18 protein-coding genes are annotated in these 15,033 nt (G+C 55.1%); 13 read left to right on the forward strand and 5 right to left on the reverse strand.

Annotation, left to right across the window (positions count from 1 at the left end; all coding sequences use genetic code 11):
• Positions 1-15 precede the first annotated feature (15 nt).
• The gene (gene ulaG, locus ACDO57_RS13920; RefSeq protein WP_010427455.1) at positions 16-1,080 is read right to left on the reverse strand and encodes an L-ascorbate 6-phosphate lactonase; all 1,065 of its coding nucleotides are present in this window, start codon (positions 1,078-1,080) and stop codon (positions 16-18) included.
• Between the two features lie 358 nt (positions 1,081-1,438).
• On the opposite strand from ulaG, the gene ulaA reads away from it, so the two are divergent.
• Genes ulaA through ACDO57_RS13950 form a run of 6 tightly spaced genes read left to right on the forward strand, consistent with a single transcriptional unit; the run spans position 1,439 to position 5,846 of the window.
• Positions 1,439-2,839 (forward strand): PTS ascorbate transporter subunit IIC, encoded by a 1,401-nt coding sequence (gene ulaA / locus ACDO57_RS13925; RefSeq protein WP_024907322.1) that lies wholly within the window; start codon positions 1,439-1,441, stop codon positions 2,837-2,839.
• A 12-nt stretch (positions 2,840-2,851) separates the two neighbouring features.
• Positions 2,852-3,157: a PTS ascorbate transporter subunit IIB gene (gene ulaB / locus ACDO57_RS13930; RefSeq protein ID WP_003856022.1), complete on the forward strand. Its 306-nt coding sequence runs from the start codon at positions 2,852-2,854 to the stop codon at positions 3,155-3,157.
• 9 nt (positions 3,158-3,166) lie between these two features.
• Positions 3,167-3,634, forward strand: coding sequence for a PTS ascorbate transporter subunit IIA (gene ulaC / locus ACDO57_RS13935; protein WP_024907321.1), 468 nt, complete (start codon positions 3,167-3,169; stop codon positions 3,632-3,634).
• Positions 3,635-3,646: 12 nt separating this feature from the next.
• Positions 3,647-4,297 carry a 3-keto-L-gulonate-6-phosphate decarboxylase UlaD gene (gene ulaD / locus ACDO57_RS13940; protein ID WP_008502901.1) on the forward strand — a complete coding sequence of 217 codons (651 nt, stop codon included), beginning with the start codon at positions 3,647-3,649 and terminating at the stop codon, positions 4,295-4,297.
• A gap of 9 nt (positions 4,298-4,306) precedes the next feature.
• Positions 4,307-5,167, forward strand: coding sequence for an L-ribulose-5-phosphate 3-epimerase (locus ACDO57_RS13945; RefSeq protein ID WP_024907320.1), 861 nt, complete (start codon positions 4,307-4,309; stop codon positions 5,165-5,167).
• Positions 5,160-5,846 (forward strand): L-ribulose-5-phosphate 4-epimerase, encoded by a 687-nt coding sequence (locus ACDO57_RS13950; protein WP_370884147.1) that lies wholly within the window; start codon positions 5,160-5,162, stop codon positions 5,844-5,846. Before ACDO57_RS13945 ends, ACDO57_RS13950 begins: the two co-directional genes overlap by 8 nt.
• A 141-nt stretch (positions 5,847-5,987) precedes the next feature.
• On the opposite strand, the gene yjfY is transcribed toward ACDO57_RS13950, so the two are convergent.
• Complete coding sequence (gene yjfY / locus ACDO57_RS13955; RefSeq protein WP_370884148.1) at positions 5,988-6,263, reverse strand: DUF1471 family protein YjfY; 276 nt, start codon at positions 6,261-6,263, stop codon at positions 5,988-5,990.
• Between the two features lie 341 nt (positions 6,264-6,604).
• Between yjfY and rpsF the strand changes: the two genes are divergently transcribed.
• From rpsF to rplI, 4 genes are read left to right on the forward strand one after another with little or no spacing between them, the layout of a single operon-like run.
• Positions 6,605-7,000 (forward strand): 30S ribosomal protein S6, encoded by a 396-nt coding sequence (gene rpsF, locus ACDO57_RS13960; RefSeq protein WP_014068637.1) that lies wholly within the window; start codon positions 6,605-6,607, stop codon positions 6,998-7,000.
• A 6-nt stretch (positions 7,001-7,006) separates the two neighbouring features.
• Positions 7,007-7,321, forward strand: a complete 315-nt coding sequence (gene priB / locus ACDO57_RS13965; RefSeq protein ID WP_008502895.1) for a primosomal replication protein N — start codon at positions 7,007-7,009, stop codon at positions 7,319-7,321.
• A 4-nt stretch (positions 7,322-7,325) separates the two neighbouring features.
• Complete coding sequence (rpsR, locus tag ACDO57_RS13970) at positions 7,326-7,553, forward strand: 30S ribosomal protein S18 (RefSeq protein ID WP_000135199.1); 228 nt, start codon at positions 7,326-7,328, stop codon at positions 7,551-7,553.
• A 41-nt stretch (positions 7,554-7,594) separates the two neighbouring features.
• Positions 7,595-8,044 (forward strand): 50S ribosomal protein L9, encoded by a 450-nt coding sequence (gene rplI / locus ACDO57_RS13975; protein WP_023310148.1) that lies wholly within the window; start codon positions 7,595-7,597, stop codon positions 8,042-8,044.
• A 68-nt stretch (positions 8,045-8,112) separates the two neighbouring features.
• Here the strand turns inward: rplI and ACDO57_RS13980 are convergent, their stop codons facing one another.
• On the reverse strand, positions 8,113-8,757 hold the full coding sequence (locus ACDO57_RS13980) for an OapA family protein (RefSeq protein WP_048989485.1): 645 nt from the start codon (positions 8,755-8,757) through the stop codon (positions 8,113-8,115).
• A 233-nt stretch (positions 8,758-8,990) separates the two neighbouring features.
• Between ACDO57_RS13980 and fklB the strand changes: the two genes are divergently transcribed.
• Both fklB and cycA read left to right on the forward strand, forming a co-directional pair.
• Complete coding sequence (gene fklB, locus ACDO57_RS13985) at positions 8,991-9,611, forward strand: FKBP-type peptidyl-prolyl cis-trans isomerase (RefSeq protein WP_008502892.1); 621 nt, start codon at positions 8,991-8,993, stop codon at positions 9,609-9,611.
• Positions 9,612-9,922: 311 nt separating this feature from the next.
• Positions 9,923-11,332: a D-serine/D-alanine/glycine transporter gene (gene cycA / locus ACDO57_RS13990; protein WP_024907315.1), complete on the forward strand. Its 1,410-nt coding sequence runs from the start codon at positions 9,923-9,925 to the stop codon at positions 11,330-11,332.
• 96 nt (positions 11,333-11,428) lie between these two features.
• Here cycA and ytfE read toward each other — a convergent pair whose 3' ends face one another.
• On the reverse strand, positions 11,429-12,091 hold the full coding sequence (gene ytfE / locus ACDO57_RS13995; protein ID WP_024907314.1) for an iron-sulfur cluster repair protein YtfE: 663 nt from the start codon (positions 12,089-12,091) through the stop codon (positions 11,429-11,431).
• Positions 12,092-12,335: 244 nt separating this feature from the next.
• On the opposite strand from ytfE, the gene ACDO57_RS14000 reads away from it, so the two are divergent.
• On the forward strand, positions 12,336-13,985 hold the full coding sequence (locus ACDO57_RS14000) for a methyl-accepting chemotaxis protein (protein WP_024907313.1): 1,650 nt from the start codon (positions 12,336-12,338) through the stop codon (positions 13,983-13,985).
• A 37-nt stretch (positions 13,986-14,022) separates the two neighbouring features.
• Here the strand turns inward: ACDO57_RS14000 and ACDO57_RS14005 are convergent, their stop codons facing one another.
• Positions 14,023-14,988, reverse strand: coding sequence for a DMT family transporter (locus ACDO57_RS14005; protein ID WP_024907312.1), 966 nt, complete (start codon positions 14,986-14,988; stop codon positions 14,023-14,025).
• Positions 14,989-15,033: the final 45 nt, after the last annotated feature.

Raw genomic sequence — 15,033 nt, forward strand, 5'->3', positions numbered from 1 at the left:
GATGCGGCTGCACAATCAGAGGAAGGACTTGAACGGCAGGTCAGGCTCAATGGTGAAGCAATCATCGAAACCACGTGGGTAGTGATATTCGAGATTATCTTTGTCCAGTGGCCAGGTGAACTTGCCGCCGACCTGCCAGATGAACGGCTTGAAGCCATACTTCAGGCGGTCTTTTTTCATTTCCCACAGCACGCGGATCTCCTGCGGATCGGCCTGGAAGTTTGACCAGATATCGTGGTGGAACGGAATCACCACTTTGGTATTCAGCGCTTCCGCCATGCGCAGCATGTCGGCGCTGGTCATTTTGTCGGTAATACCGCGCGGGTTCTCGCCGTAGGAGCCCAGCGCCACGTCAATCTGATGCTCGTTACCGTGCTTCGCGTAGTAGTTGGAGTAGTGAGAGTCGCCGCTGTGGTACAGGGAGCCGCCAGGGGTTTTAAACAGATAGTTAACCGCGCGCTCATCCATACCGTCCGGCAGTACACCCGCGGCTTTCTGATCGGCAGGCAGGGTGATCAGTGCTGTACGGTCAAAGGCGTCCAGCGCGTGAATTTCAATATCTTTAATTTTCACCACGTCCCCAGGCTTCATCACGATGCAGCGCTCTTTCGGCACGCCCCAGCCGATCCACAGATCCACGCAGGTCTGTGGCCCGATAAACGGCACATCGTCAGCACAGTTTTGCATCACCGCAGCCGCCACGTTCACGTCGATATGATCGTTGTGATCGTGAGTAGAAAGGACGGCGTCGATCTGGCGAATGGCAAACGGATCGAGCACAAACGGTGTGGTACGCAGGTTCGGCTGCAGTTTTTCTACGCCCGCCATGCGCTGCATCTGATGGCCTTTTTTCATCAGCGGGTTGCCGTGGCTCTGCTTGCCGGTGCCGCACCAGAAATCGACGCAGATGTTGGCACCACCTTCTGATTTCAGCCAGATACCGGTACAGCCCAGCCACCACATTGCAAACGTGCCAGGAGCAACCTGTTCCTGCTCGATCTCTTCATTCAGCCAGCTGCCCCATTCCGGGAAGGTGCTCAGAATCCATGACTCACGGGTGATGGTGTTCACTTTACTCATCGTTTTGACTCCTGGTTTAATCAAAAATAATCACATTGTGATTTGTTATGATTAATGCTGGCACCATTTGATGCGCTTTGCAATGGTAAAAATGCGGAATTTTATCTGCGCAACTTCACGTACTCTGCACTTATTCCTTGTTAGACTATCCAGTATTAAACATTAATTGCATGAATTATAAAGGTTAATTTATTTCTCATGTACGGTAGTGAAAATCATTACTAACATCATGGAAATAAATTGCGTGATACGTCACAAATAATCAAATGCAATCTTGTGGTGATTATTTGTGATTAATAGAGTGATGGCACCAACCACACAGGGATTGCCCCTCGTGTTCTCATTTCTGGAGAGAGTTATGGAGATCCTCTACAACGTCTTTACCGTGTTCTTTAATCAGGTAATGACCAACGCCCCGCTGCTGCTGGGTATCGTGACGTGTCTGGGTTATATCCTGCTGCGCAAAAGCGTCAGCGTGATTATTAAAGGCACCATCAAAACCATTATCGGTTTCATGCTGTTGCAGGCGGGGTCAGGCATTCTGACCAGCACCTTTAAGCCGGTCGTCGCCAAAATGTCCGAAGTGTATGGCATCAACGGTGCCATCTCTGACACTTACGCCTCAATGATGGCGACCATTGAACGCATGGGTGATGCCTATAGCTGGGTGGGGTATGCGGTGCTGCTCGCCCTGGCGCTGAACATCATCTACGTTCTGCTACGCCGTATTACCGGCATTCGCACCATCATGCTCACCGGCCACATCATGTTCCAGCAGGCGGGGCTGATCGCGGTTTCTCTCTATATCTTCGGCTACCCAATGTGGACCACGATTATCTGCACCGCGGTGCTGGTCTCGCTCTACTGGGGTATCACCTCTAACATGATGTACAAGCCTACTCAGGAAGTGACTGACGGCTGCGGTTTCTCCATCGGCCATCAGCAGCAGTTTGCCTCCTGGATTGCCTATAAAGTTGCACCGTACCTGGGCAAAAAAGAAGAGAGCGTTGAAGACCTCAAGCTGCCGGGCTGGCTGAATATTTTCCACGACAACATCGTTTCAACCGCGATTGTGATGACCATCTTCTTCGGCGCCATTCTGCTCTCCTTCGGTATTGACGTTGTTCAGGCGATGGCGGGTAAAACGCACTGGACGGTTTATATCCTGCAGACCGGCTTCTCCTTCGCGGTGGCCATTTTCATCATCACTCAGGGCGTGCGTATGTTCGTCGCCGAACTGTCGGAAGCCTTCAACGGCATCTCGCAGCGCCTGATCCCTGGTGCGGTGCTGGCGATTGACTGTGCCGCTATCTACAGCTTCGCGCCAAACGCGGTGGTCTGGGGCTTTATGTGGGGCACCATCGGCCAGCTGATTGCGGTGGGCATCCTGGTCGGCTGCGGCTCCTCAATCCTGATTATTCCTGGCTTTATCCCGATGTTCTTCTCCAACGCCACCATCGGCGTCTTCGCTAACCACTTCGGCGGCTGGCGCGCGGCGCTCAAGATCTGCCTGGTGATGGGCATGGTGGAAATCTTTGGTTGCGTGTGGGCGGTGAAGCTCACCGGTATGAGTGCCTGGATGGGCATGGCGGACTGGTCAATTCTGGCACCGCCGATGATGCAGGGCTTTGCCTCCGTCGGGGTGGTCTTTATGGCCGTCATCATCCTGATTGCTCTGGCTTATATGTTCTTCGCTGGCCGTTCGCTGCGAGCTGAAGAAGATGCGGAAAAACAAACAGCAGAAGTCTCTGCTCATTAAGGAGTTTCGATTATGACCGTACGTATCCTGGCTGTGTGTGGCAATGGGCAAGGCAGCTCCATGATCATGAAGATGAAAGTGGACCAGTTTTTAACCCAGTCAAACATCGACCACACGGTGAACAGCTGCGCGGTGGGTGAATACAAAAGTGAACTCAACGGCGCGGACATCATCATCGCCTCTACCCATATCGCCGGCGAAATTAGCGTGTCGGGCAATAAATATGTGGTGGGCGTGCGCAACATGCTTTCGCCTGCGGATTTCGGACCAAAACTGCTGGAAGTGATTAAAGAGCACTTCCCACAAGACGTGAAGTAAGGACGCCACATGAAACTACGTGATTCGCTGGCAGAGAATAACTCCATCCTTTTACAGGCTGAGGCCAGCACCTGGCAGGAAGCGGTGAAGCTGAGCGTGGATCTGCTGGTTAAGGCTGACGTTGTCGAGCCGCGTTACTACCAGGCCATTCTTGATGGCGTCGCGCAGCACGGCCCTTACTTTGTGATTGCGCCAGGGCTGGCAATGCCGCATGGGCGTCCTGAAGAGGGCGTGAAGAAAACCGGCTTCGCGCTGGTGACGCTGAAAACGCCGCTGGTGTTCAACCACGAAGATAACGATCCGGTCGATATCCTGATCACCATGGCCGCGGTCGATGCTAACACCCACCAGGAGGTGGGCATCATGCAGATCGTCAACCTGTTTGATGACGAAGCTAATTTCGACCGTTTACGCGCCTGCCGTACCGAGCAGGACGTGCTGGATTTAATTGATAACGCCACAGCGGCGGCAGTCTAAGAGGAATTGAACATGTCATTACCTATGTTGCAGGTTGCGCTGGATAACCAAACTCTGTCCCACGCTTACGAAACCACCCGCCTGATCGCGGAAGAAGTCGATATCATCGAAGTGGGCACCATTCTGTGCGTGGGCGAAGGCGTGCGTGCCGTTCGCGACCTGAAGGCGCTTTATCCGCACAAAATCGTGCTGGCAGATGCCAAAATTGCCGACGCAGGGAAAATCCTCTCCCGCATGTGCTTCGAAGCGAATGCTGACTGGGTCACCGTGATCTGCTGTGCGGATATCAACACCGCCAAGGGCGCGCTGGACGTGGCAAAAGAGTTTAACGGCGACGTGCAGATTGAGTTGACCGGCTTCTGGACCTGGGAGCAGGCGCAGGAGTGGCGCGATGCGGGCATTCAGCAGGTGGTGTACCACCGCAGCCGCGACGCGCAGGCCGCAGGCGTGGCGTGGGGCGAAGCGGATATCAGCGCGATCAAACGTCTGGCGGATATGGGCTTTAAAGTCACCGTTACCGGCGGTCTGGCACTGGAAGATCTGCCGCTGTTCAAGGGCATTCCGATTCACGTCTTTATTGCCGGTCGCAGCATTCGTGATGCGGCGTCTCCGGTGGAAGCGGCGCGTCAGTTCAAACGCTCAATCGCTCAGCTTTGGGGCTAAGGAGCGGGTATGTTGTCCAAACAGGTCCCGCTTGGCATCTATGAAAAAGCACTCCCTGCGGGGGAGTGCTGGCTGGAGCGGTTACAGCTGGCAAAACAGCTGGGCTTCGATTTTGTCGAAATGTCCGTTGATGAGACGGACGAACGCCTCTCTCGCCTCGACTGGAGCCGCGAACAGCGCCTGGCGCTGGTGAGCGCAGTTGCTGAAACGGGCGTGCGCGTGCCATCCATGTGCCTGAGCGCCCACCGTCGTTTTCCGCTCGGCAGCGAAGACGATGCCGTACGCGCGCAGGGGCTGGAGATCATGCGTAAAGCCATTCGCTTTGCGCAGGATGTCGGTATCCGCGTGATCCAGCTGGCGGGTTATGACGTTTACTATCAGGAAGCCAACGATGAAACGCGCCGTCGTTTCCGTGACGGCCTGAAAGAGAGCGTTGAGATGGCCAGCCGCGCGCAGGTCACGCTGGCGATGGAGATCATGGACTACCCGTTAATGAATTCCATCAGCAAGGCGCTGGGCTACGCGCACTATCTGAATAACCCGTGGTTCCAGCTTTATCCCGATATCGGCAACCTGTCAGCATGGGATAACGACGTGCAGATGGAGCTGCAGGCAGGCATGGGGCATATCGTGGCGGTGCACGTCAAAGATACCCGTCCTGGCGTGTTTAAAAACGTACCGTTCGGCACCGGGGTGGTGGATTTTGAACGGTGCTTCGAGACGCTCAGGCAGACAGGCTATTGCGGGCCTTACCTGATTGAGATGTGGAGCGAGACGTCGGACAACCCGGCAGCGGAAGTGGCGAAGGCGCGGGACTGGGTGCGCGAACGTATGGCGCGGGCAGGGTTGCTGGAGGCTGAACATGCTTAAGCTTAAACAGCAGGTCTTTGAAGCCAATATGGATCTGCCGCACTATGGCCTGGTCACCTTCACCTGGGGGAACGTCAGCGCTATCGACCGCGAGCAGGGACTGATCGTGATTAAGCCGAGCGGTGTGGCGTATGACACCATGAAAGCAGACGATATGGTGGTGGTGGATCTCGACGGAAACGTCGTGGAGGGAGAATGGCGTCCCTCTTCAGATACCGCAACCCATCTGGCGCTGTACCGGCGTTATCCGTCCCTCGGCGGCGTGGTGCATACCCACTCCACGCACGCGACGGCCTGGGCACAGGCCGGGCTGCCCATCCCGGCGCTGGGCACGACCCACGCGGACTACTTCTTTGGCGACATCCCCTGCACGCGGGCATTAACGCAGGATGAAGTGGAAGGGGAGTACGAGCTCAACACCGGTAAGGTCATAATCGAAACGTTGAGTGAAAGCGAACCGCTGCATACGCCGGGGATTGTGGTGTATCAGCATGGTCCATTCGCCTGGGGTAGGGATGCTTACGACGCGGTACATAATGCCGTGGTGATGGAAGAGGTGGCCAAAATGGCGTGGATTGCCCGTGGCATCAACCCACAGCTGCAGGGCATTGATGATTACCTGATGAACAAGCATTTCATGCGCAAGCACGGCCCGAATGCCTACTACGGGCAGAAGTGAATAAGTGCTCTGGAATACCGAAAAACAGTTGTAACCGGTGGTATTCCGGAGCCATTCACAAAAAAAAGCCCCCGGGCAGGGGGCAACGTCAACTATGGCTATGTTCTCGTTGTTGGCTTTCCTGGTGCTAGCGTTAATGCGTTATCGGTAAATATCTGCACTGGCGTGCATGTTGCCGTTGCTGCCGGGCTCACGGGTTAACATCACGTGGTAATAGGTTGCGCCCTGCGCATCGGTTTCTTCATTAAGGGCCTGATCTGCTTCACTTTTCGTGGCGAAATTATGATTGATGTAAATGACGCCCAAGCTTTGCACATCATCCATGTTTCTGGCCTGTCGGCTGTCTATCTTGATGGCTGCCATCGCGTTTGCACTGAGCAAAAGCGCCGCCATTATGGCTAATGCGATTTTTTTCATGATATGCGCTCCACGACTGCGTGCTGCGAGAGGGGGGATGCTCCTTCTTTAATTCAGGTGATCTCTGATTAAAGTGTAATCACTCATCCGGCGGGGATGCGTGACCATTTCTGATGCAGTTGTTCAAAAAAACAACGCTTCCGGGTGTGACCAATTTTAAATCACCCACTTAGACCCACTTCGCGCTTTGTGCGAATTATTTGTGCAATCAGCTTGAGTTTCCAGGGACGCGCAAGTATTATGACGCGTCAATTTTTCAGCCGACCTTTAACACGTTCCTTGCCTCCCCGGGCCTCGGCTGACCCAGACAGGAGGCTGAATAATCCGTAAGGAGCAATTCGATGCGTCATTACGAAATCGTTTTTATGGTCCATCCTGACCAGAGCGAACAGGTTCCGGGTATGATCGAGCGTTACTCTGCTGCCATCACTGGTGCAGAAGGTACGATCCACCGTCTGGAAGACTGGGGCCGCCGTCAGCTGGCTTACCCGATCAACAAACTGCACAAAGCACACTACGTTCTGATGAACGTTGAAGCGCCGCAGGAAGTGATCGATGAGCTGGAAACTACCTTCCGCTTCAACGATGCCGTTATCCGCAGCATGGTTATGCGTACCAAAAACGCAGTTACCGAAGCATCTCCGATGGTTAAAGCGAAAGACGAGCGCCGTGAGCGTCGCGATGATTTCGCAAACGAAACCGCAGATGATTCTGATGCTGGGGATTCTGAAGAGTAATTTCTGATGACCAACCGTCTGGCGTTGTCCGGCATCGTATGCAGGGCTCCCCTTCGAAAGGTCAGTCCATCAGGAATTCCGCATTGCCAGTTCGTGCTTGAGCATCGTTCTGTGCAAGAGGAAGCCGGGTTTCACCGGCAGGCGTGGTGCCAAATGCCCGTTATTATTAGCGGACACGAAAACCAAGCCATTACTCACAGTTTAACGGTCGGTAGCGCAGTAATCGTTCAGGGGTTCATCTCTTGCCACAAGGCAAAGAACGGCCTGAGCAAAATGGTTCTGCATGCCGAGCAGATTGATTTGATAGATTCTGGAGACTAGCCATATGGCACGTTATTTCCGTCGTCGCAAGTTCTGCCGTTTCACCGCGGAAGGCGTTCAAGAGATCGACTATAAAGATATCGCAACGCTGAAAAACTACATCACCGAAAGCGGTAAGATTGTCCCAAGCCGTATCACCGGTACTCGTGCAAAATACCAGCGTCAGCTGGCTCGCGCTATCAAACGCGCTCGCTACCTGTCCCTGCTGCCGTACACTGATCGTCATCAGTAATCGGGCACGGTCCATTAATACGACTTTAAGAGGATAAGGTAATGCAAGTTATTCTGCTTGATAAAGTAGCAAACCTGGGCAGCCTGGGTGATCAGGTTAACGTTAAAGCGGGTTACGCACGTAACTTCCTGGTTCCACAGGGTAAAGCTGTTCCAGCTACCAAGAAAAACGTAGAGTTTTTCGAAGCACGTCGCGCTGAACTGGAAGCCAAACTGGCTGACGTTCTGGCGGCTGCTAACGCTCGCGCTGAAGCAATCAACGCACTGGGCACCGTTACCATCGCGTCTAAATCTGGCGACGAAGGTAAACTGTTCGGTTCCATCGGTACCCGTGATATCGCTGATGCAGTATCTGCTGCAGGCGTTAAAGTGGCTAAGAGCGAAGTTCGTCTGCCGAACGGCGTTCTGCGTACCACTGGTGAGCACGAAGTTGACTTCCAGGTTCACAGCGAAGTGTTCGCTAAACTGGTTGTTAACGTTGTAGCTGAGTAATTTTTTACTCTGCTCACGTTGAAACGCCGGCCTTGTGCCGGCGTTTTGCGTTTTAGAGATCCGGGCTCTTAACGCGCCCTGATAAAACTGCCGTCTGGCTGGCGGGTAAACAGTACCTGTTGTCCACTTCCCGTATCAATCGTTAACCCTGTCACCACCCCGCTGGCATTCTGGCGAATCTGTACCATCTGACCATTCTGCAGGTTACTGAGCGGTTTACCCGCACCTTCCACCTTCGCCATGGCATACACGTCGGTTGGCGGCAGGTTGTGGTCGCGGAACAGCTGTGCCAGGGTTTTGCCCGGCTCTACGCGATAGGAGCGCCACTGTTGCTCAATGCCGGTGGGCTGCTGCGTCTGAGGCTGAGACGGGGCGGCGGCTTGATCCTGCGGCTGTTCATCCTGAATGGGCTCTGGCTCAACCGGCGCAACCTGACCCGGATCGTTAGACGGGGAGACGAGCTGCGTCTGCATCGGCTGTGCGTCAGGCTGCGGCCGCGTCTGCGACTGAATGTCCAGTTGGGCATTGCGGGTGACGGGTGCGGTATCGACATCATCGCCCCCGGAAGGAAGCAGGAAGCCCACGATCACCATCAGTGCGCCAATGATGATCCCTCTGCGATGCAGAGGAGGCAGCGGGTCCATGATGCGAAAATTGTCCGGCGCCTGCCAGATTTTCGCCAGGGTAGGTTTCAGTTCAAATCGCCCGGGCATGGCACTCCTCCTGCTCCGCGTATTTTTTATCCTGTGCCCCGAAGTATAGTTTGCTAACTGCCTGAACGGCGTAGTAAACCCGACATCCGTGACATCAGTTCGGGATTAATCCTGGTTATCTCTATTGTTTCTGTTTCGTCGCGGTTTGTCACCTTAACTTCAGACAAAGTTTTACCCATAAGGGCATGGCTGATATGCTGCCCGCTACTTTAAATGTGATGGAAGGAAAACCCATGACCACCCCGACTTTTGACACTATCGAAGCGCAGGCAAGTTACGGTATCGGCTTGCAGGTAGGACAGCAGCTGAGCGAATCCGGCCTGGAAGGTCTGTTACCAGAAGCGCTGGTGGCGGGTATCGCTGACGCGCTGGAAGGCAAACAGCCTGCCGTTCCGGTTGACGTCGTGCACCGTGCGCTGCGTGAAATCCACGAACGTGCTGACGCCGTGCGTCGTGCGCGCTTTGAAGAGATGGCCGCCGAAGGTGTGAAATATCTGGAAGAGAACCGCGAACGTGAAGGCGTGAACAGCACCGAATCCGGTCTGCAGTTCCGCGTGATCAATCAGGGCGACGGCGCAATCCCGGCGCGTACCGACCACGTTCGCGTGCACTACACCGGTAAGCTGATCGACGGTACCGTCTTCGACAGCTCCGTGGCGCGCGGCGAACCGGCTGAGTTCCCGGTAAATGGCGTTATCGCAGGCTGGATCGAAGCCCTGACCCTGATGCCAGTGGGTTCCAAATGGGAACTGACTATCCCGCATAACCTGGCCTACGGCGAGCGCGGCGCTGGCGCGTCCATCCCGCCATTCAGCACCCTGGTCTTTGAAGTCGAGCTGCTGGAAATTCTGTAATCGAATTTTCTTATTTCCTCTCCCCGGTTGGGGAGAGGAAAATAGTGTAAAAACCTATAGTTACGGTGCTATCAACATTTTATCTTGCAAACGAAACTGTTGCGTGTATTTTTGTGAGCTGTTTCGCGCTGTATGAGTGATATGACACTCACTTTCAACATATTATTAACATAATATCTAAATCATAGTATTCATCCCGCCGATTCTTACCTAATATCGATTAGCCCTTACAAGGGAACGTCATCTTTTGACGTATTTAAAGGCCAGAAGAGCCTTAACAACACAGACAGGCATAAACAGGAAAATATCACATGGTAGATCAGGTCAAAGTCGTCGCCGACGAAGAGGCGTCGTCCGAACAGTCGCTACGGCGCAATCTCACAAACCGTCATATTCAGCTCATTGCGATTGGGGGTGCCATCGGTACCGGGCTGTTTATGGGGTCAGGCAAAACCATCAGTCTCGCCGGACCGTCAATCATATTCGTTTATATGATTATCGGTTTTATGCTGTTCTTCGTGATGCGTGCAATGGGTGAACTGCTGCTCTCGAACCTTGAATACAAATCCTTCAGCGACTTCGCTTCAGACCTGCTCGGGCCATGGGCGGGCTATTTTACCGGCTGGACCTACTGGTTCTGCTGGGTCGTCACCGGTATGGCGGACGTCGTAGCGATTACCGCCTATGCGCAGTTCTGGTTCCCGGGGCTGTCGGACTGGGTGGCCTCGCTGGCGGTTATTGTGCTGCTGCTGAGCCTGAACCTCGCCACCGTCAAAATGTTCGGTGAGATGGAGTTCTGGTTTGCGATGATCAAAATCGTGGCCATTGTTGGGCTCATCGTGGTGGGCCTGGTAATGGTGCTTACCCACTTCCAGTCACCAACCGGCGTTCAGGCGTCGTTTACCCATCTGTGGAATGACGGCGGCTGGTTCCCGAAAGGCATCAGCGGCTTCTTTGCTGGTTTCCAGATTGCGGTGTTCGCGTTTGTGGGGATTGAGCTTGTCGGAACGACCGCTGCGGAAACCAAAGATCCGGAGAAGTCCCTGCCGCGCGCCATCAACTCCATTCCGGTGCGTATCATCATGTTCTACGTCTTCGCGCTGGTCATCATTATGTCCGTGACGCCGTGGAGCTCCGTGGTACCTACCAAGAGCCCGTTCGTCGAGCTGTTCGTGCTGGTAGGCCTGCCTGCTGCCGCGAGCCTGATTAACTTCGTGGTGCTGACCTCTGCTGCCTCGTCTGCCAACAGCGGCGTATTCTCCACCAGCCGTATGCTGTTTGGTCTGGCGCAGGAGGGCGTGGCGCCGAGCGCGTTCGCCAAGCTCTCTAAGCGTGCGGTACCGGCAAAAGGGTTGACCTTCTCCTGCATGTGCCTGCTGGGCGGTGTGGTGATGCTCTACGTGAACCCAAGCGTGATTGGCGCGTTCACCATGATTACCACGGTCTCTGCGATCCTGTTTATGTTCGTCTGGACCATCATCCTCTGTTCATACCTGGTGTACCGCAAGCAGCGTCCACACCTGCATGAAAAATCGATCTACAAGATGCCGCTGGGCAAGCTAATGTGCTGGGTGTGCATGGCGTTCTTCGTCTTCGTGCTGGTTCTGCTGACGCTGGAAGATGATACCCGCCAGGCACTTATCGTCACGCCGCTGTGGTTTATCGCGCTGGGGCTGGGCTGGGTGTTTATCGGTAAGAAACGGATGGCAGGCGTAAGGTAAAAGCAAAACGGCAACGTCAGTTGCCGTTTTTAGTTTTTGCACCCTCTCCCTGTGGGAGAGGGTCGGGGTGAGGGCATCAGGCCGCAGCGGCCTTTTTTATTCCCCCGCTAAAGCCCGCGGGAACAAAACGTTGTTCTCAAGACTGATGTGTTCCATCAGGTCGTCGATCGTTTCGTTAATGCCGTTGTACATCGCTTTCCACGTTGTGCACGCTTCTGGCGGCGGCGTGACGTTGTGGGTGGTGTGTTTGATCACTTCCAGCAGTTCACCCGCGTCATCGTGCTCGCTTTCCATCACGCTGATGGGTCCCATCGCCTGGCTTCCCATTCCCTGTTTAATCATCGGGAAGAGGATCTGCTCTTCTTTCATCATGTGGCTGGAAAGCTCTTCGTGCAGCAGGGTCAGGTACTTTGCCAGACCGCGCGGTACGGAAGGTTTGTCGGCATGGACGCGCTCGACTTTGGTCGCCTGCAGGATCAGCTCCGGCAGCTGTTCACGGTGACGGTCATGGTATCGCACGAGGATATGGTCGATGATTTCCGCGAGCGGAGCGGTTCGCCAGTCTTTGTCGACGGGCTGCTCGGCCAGCTGCGCCAGTTCTGCTTCAATCACCTCAACGTCCAGCTCTTTGCGTGAAGCCGCACGCGCCAGGGTTTGCTTACCGCCGCAGCAGTAATCCATATCGTATTTACGGAACAGCGCAGAAGCGCGAGGAATGGAGAGCGCCAGCTCGCCAAGGGGTTGGTCGCGAAAGGCCATAGCAGTTACCTCGTCATCAATAATATAAGATGCATATTAAATGCATCTTTAAGCCGGCGCTATAACCCTTTAGAGGGACGGGAAAAAGTGAGATGCAGATCACAAAAAAATATCCGATTTAACTCTCTGAATGGGCTCAGGAAAGTGGTTTCGAAACTTTTTAAAGGTGGAGAAACAGTAAACAACCCGCTGCGCCTGCCGATATATCCACGTCAGACAAACCTGCATATAACAAAGGCAACGCATGTTTAAACGTATAAAAGTCATTACCCTTTTGATTTCGGTGCTGCTCGTGCTCGGCATCATGCAAGTGATTTCCGCCGGTATCTTTATCAACGCCCTGAACAACGATAAAGACAACTTCACCGTGGCGCAGCTCTCCAGCAAGAACGTGGCGGAGTTTACCGATGCGTGGATCAGTCTGAACCAGGCGCGCGTCACCCTGAACCGCGGGATGCTGCGCCTGCAAAGCAGCATGGCCTCTCAAATTAACGGCGGTCAGCTGAATGAGCTGGTGACCACGGCGAAAAATCTGCTGACTGAAGCGCAGGTTCATTACGATAAATACTATGCCTTGCCGAATACGCCAGGCCTGGATGAGAACCTGACTAATCGCCTTGAGGAGCAGTACCGTAATTACTCTACAACGCTGACGCAAATGAACGTTCTGCTGAGCCAGGGCAATCTGGAAGATATGTTCAAGCAGAATGCCGAACAAAAACAAAACGCGATGCAGGCGGTTTATCGTGAATGGCGTGAAGCGCAGGCCGCGCTCACCGATAAAGGCATTCAGGATAACGAAAGTGATTACAAGCACATCCTGTGGATCCTCTCTGCGGTCATGCTGCTGGTGATTGTGGTGATTATCTCCAGCTGGATTGCTATGCGCCGCGTGCTGCTGCTGCCGCTGGAAGAGGTGATTAACCATATTCGCGCCATTGCGGCAGGGGATTTAACCCAGCCGATTCAGGCTGACGGTAAAAATGAGATGGCCATCCTGGCGCGCAACGTTCAGGAGATGCAAACCTCGCTGGCGAACACGGTGGGCGTGGTGCGTGAAGGCGCAGATACGATTTACACCGGTGCAGGCGAAATCTCTGCGGGCAGTAACGATCTCTCTTCCCGTACCGAGCAGCAGGCCGCTTCTCTTGAAGAAACGGCAGCCAGCATGGAACAGCTGACAGCAACCGTGAAGCAGAACGCCGATAACGCGCGTCAGGCGTCCCGTCTGGCGCTGGACGCCTCCTCAACGGCGAAGAAGGGCGGTAACGTGGTTGAAGGCGTCGTACGTACGATGGATGAGATCGCCACCAGTTCCAGCAAAATCGCGCAAATTACTAACGTGATCGACGGTATTGCCTTCCAGACGAACATTCTGGCGTTGAACGCGGCGGTGGAAGCGGCGCGCGCGGGCGAGCAGGGCCGTGGTTTTGCGGTGGTGGCAGGGGAAGTGCGTACCCTCGCGCAGCGCAGCGCTCAGGCGGCGAAAGAGATCAAAGCGCTTATTGATGATTCCGGTGAGCGCGTGAACGCGGGCTCGCAGCTGGTTAACGAAGCCGGCGCCACGATGGCCGAGATCGTCAATGCGGTTACCCGCGTCACCGACATCATGGGCGAAATTGCCTCGGCCTCTGACGAGCAGAGCCGCGGTATCGACCAGGTGGGCCAGGCGGTAGCCGAGATGGACCGCGTGACCCAGCAGAACGCCTCGCTGGTGGAGGAGTCTGCGGCCGCAGCGGCTGCGCTGGAAGATCAGGCTGCACGCCTGAACGAAGCGGTAGCGGTGTTCAAAATCACCCGCAATCAGGCGGTTAAAGCGGCACCGGTGAAAACCTATGTGCCAAAATCGCAGCCTGTAGCCGCGGCGTCAGAAGGGAACTGGGAAACGTTTTAAGGGTTTGCTGGGTGGCGGCTACGCCACCCGGCAAAAATTACATCTCCGACGCCGGAATAACCCGCGGTTTTTCCGGCTTCGCTCTCACCGCCATCACCACCCCTATGACCAACAGCGCGATCCCGCAGGCCGTGAATAACGGCGGCACGCTCTGGCGCATCAGGAAGGTATAAAGCAGCCCGGCCAGGGTTTCGAAGACAATCAGCGGCCCTAAGATCACCGTCGGCAGCTTCTGGCTGGCAATGTTCCAGCACAGCGCGCCCACCCATGAACACAGCACCGCAATCGCCACCATCAGGCCGATAAACACCCACGGTCTTGGCCCGAAGGGCTGGGTGAAGTCCGGCTGCTGATGGCCCAGCCAGAGGCATGCGCCGAGATATCCCACGATGGATACGGGCAGCGTGACCAGCGCCTGCGCCGTTGCCCACATCATCGGATGCTTGTCCGGATTCTCACGCAGCCAGCGCGCATTGCGCAGGGCATACCATGCCCAGCACGCCACGGAAATGAACGCCAGCAGAATGCCAGAACCGTAACGCCACAGGTCAACATCCGCCTGCCCATGACGCAGCTCGGCAATATTGACGCATATCAGCCCCAGGGCGGTGCAGATCAGCGCCGGTGCCATTTTTGACCACGCCAGTTTGCCATCGCGGTGGCTGTAGAGCAGGTTAGCAAAGACGGGGATGACGACCGGCAGCGTGCCGATAATCATGGTCGATACCGGCGCACCGGTACGCTGAATGGCACTCGCGAGGCAAACGTAATAGATGAGATTGCCCATCATGGTCAGCGCCAGCGCGGTCCCCCAGTCCTGACGGCTGAGCTGACGCAAGCGCGCCCGTCCCAGCCACGCCAGGGGCAGGGCAATCAGCCCCAGCGCCAGATAACGGCCGGTCGACTGCAGTATTGCCGGATACTCGGGTACGATCAGCGGGCCGACAAAAATCAGCCCCCACATCATCCCGGCCAGCAGGGCATACAACACTCCACTAATCATTTTTCCATCCACAGGTATTTACGCTGTTCTCAGTGTAGGTGGGGC

The organism is Enterobacter cloacae complex sp. 2015409 (genome assembly GCF_041365315.1).
GTDB lineage: Bacteria > Pseudomonadota > Gammaproteobacteria > Enterobacterales > Enterobacteriaceae > Enterobacter > Enterobacter pseudoroggenkampii.

Coding starts and splice junctions, on each gene's coding strand:
- ACDO57_RS13945 (WP_024907320.1), top strand. CDS start 4,307: ATGTTGTCCAAACAGGTCCCGCTTGGCATCTATGAAAAAGCACTCCCT.
- ulaC (WP_024907321.1), top strand. CDS start 3,167: ATGAAACTACGTGATTCGCTGGCAGAGAATAACTCCATCCTTTTACAG.
- rplI (WP_023310148.1), top strand. CDS start 7,595: ATGCAAGTTATTCTGCTTGATAAAGTAGCAAACCTGGGCAGCCTGGGT.
- priB (WP_008502895.1), top strand. CDS start 7,007: ATGACCAACCGTCTGGCGTTGTCCGGCATCGTATGCAGGGCTCCCCTT.
- fklB (WP_008502892.1), top strand. CDS start 8,991: ATGACCACCCCGACTTTTGACACTATCGAAGCGCAGGCAAGTTACGGT.
- ytfE (WP_024907314.1), bottom strand. CDS start 12,091: ATGGCCTTTCGCGACCAACCCCTTGGCGAGCTGGCGCTCTCCATTCCT.
- ACDO57_RS14000 (WP_024907313.1), top strand. CDS start 12,336: ATGTTTAAACGTATAAAAGTCATTACCCTTTTGATTTCGGTGCTGCTC.
- yjfY (WP_370884148.1), bottom strand. CDS start 6,263: ATGAAAAAAATCGCATTAGCCATAATGGCGGCGCTTTTGCTCAGTGCA.
- ACDO57_RS13950 (WP_370884147.1), top strand. CDS start 5,160: ATGCTTAAGCTTAAACAGCAGGTCTTTGAAGCCAATATGGATCTGCCG.
- ulaB (WP_003856022.1), top strand. CDS start 2,852: ATGACCGTACGTATCCTGGCTGTGTGTGGCAATGGGCAAGGCAGCTCC.
- cycA (WP_024907315.1), top strand. CDS start 9,923: ATGGTAGATCAGGTCAAAGTCGTCGCCGACGAAGAGGCGTCGTCCGAA.
- rpsR (WP_000135199.1), top strand. CDS start 7,326: ATGGCACGTTATTTCCGTCGTCGCAAGTTCTGCCGTTTCACCGCGGAA.
- ulaD (WP_008502901.1), top strand. CDS start 3,647: ATGTCATTACCTATGTTGCAGGTTGCGCTGGATAACCAAACTCTGTCC.
- ACDO57_RS14005 (WP_024907312.1), bottom strand. CDS start 14,988: ATGATTAGTGGAGTGTTGTATGCCCTGCTGGCCGGGATGATGTGGGGG.
- ACDO57_RS13980 (WP_048989485.1), bottom strand. CDS start 8,757: ATGCCCGGGCGATTTGAACTGAAACCTACCCTGGCGAAAATCTGGCAG.
- rpsF (WP_014068637.1), top strand. CDS start 6,605: ATGCGTCATTACGAAATCGTTTTTATGGTCCATCCTGACCAGAGCGAA.
- ulaG (WP_010427455.1), bottom strand. CDS start 1,080: ATGAGTAAAGTGAACACCATCACCCGTGAGTCATGGATTCTGAGCACC.
- ulaA (WP_024907322.1), top strand. CDS start 1,439: ATGGAGATCCTCTACAACGTCTTTACCGTGTTCTTTAATCAGGTAATG.